2 protein-coding genes are annotated in these 857 nt (G+C 34.1%); both read left to right on the top strand.

Annotated elements, in window-relative coordinates:
* Positions 1–73: 73 nt before the first annotated feature.
* Positions 74–475, top strand: a complete 402-nt coding sequence (locus CWS31_RS17325; RefSeq protein ID WP_101345704.1) for a hypothetical protein — start codon at positions 74–76, stop codon at positions 473–475.
* Positions 476–478: 3 nt separating this feature from the next.
* Positions 479–709, top strand: a complete 231-nt coding sequence (locus tag CWS31_RS17320) for a hypothetical protein (RefSeq protein ID WP_101345703.1) — start codon at positions 479–481, stop codon at positions 707–709.
* The last annotated feature ends 148 nt before the right edge of the window (positions 710–857 follow it).

Below are 857 nucleotides of genomic sequence, written 5' to 3'. Positions count from 1 at the left end.
TGTTTCGTGCCTCAACATTTTAGCAAACAATTTTTTGCCTCTTAATGAGGCGTTAAGTTTCTAAGGAGAGGTTGTGCCTGAATTTAAAATTTTAAATAATATAATTGATTATATGGAATCAACGGGCACGACTTATAAACTAGTTAGCTTATCAATAGATCAAGAGTTTGTTGAAGAAATCAATAAAGGTAATGCATCAAACTACACGTTACAAGAATTAGAAAAAGCGACAGATAAATGTCTAGCTTATGAGTGGCTTACACACACATGTAGCGGTAGTAAATATGAATATTTGGGCATTACCCCTAAAGGCGTTGGAGCAGCACGTTCGAAACGAAAAGCAGAAGAAATAAAATCTTCACGAAGTTTATTAAAAAGAATTTCAGATTATATTGAAGACCATAAAGGACTATTTGTCGTGCTTGGTTTTATTGTTACTGTTGGGACTTTAGCACTTAAAATATTTGGAGAATAAACTATGGAAGATCAATCCTTTACTATTAGTTTAAAATGCCTTTTTTGCGACTGCCCATTAGAAGGTGATATTGATAAAGAGTATTCCTCTGGTGATATGCTCAAATGTCAAAACTGTGAAGAACTAAATGATTATGATGCTTTAATGGATGTTGCTGCAGATGAAGGTGATTCTTTAGTTGCCAATTATGCAAACTCTGAAATTGATAAAATGCTAAAAAAACATTTCAAGTAATCGAAACTTAACAAGTTGCTTAAACGGACACAAACAGCTGGCTGTGCTCGTACCTCGCAAATTATAGCCAGCCATTTTTAGCCGCTTAGCAAAGCGTTAGGTGTATTGGGTTATTTGCGTAAGATATATTTTTTGATTCACGTTTTGC

The organism is Colwellia echini, assembly GCF_002843355.2.
Lineage (GTDB): Bacteria > Pseudomonadota > Gammaproteobacteria > Enterobacterales > Alteromonadaceae > Colwellia > Colwellia echini.
The sequence above is the reverse complement of the archived record's forward strand: the minus strand, read 5'-3'. Positions and strand labels throughout refer to the sequence as shown.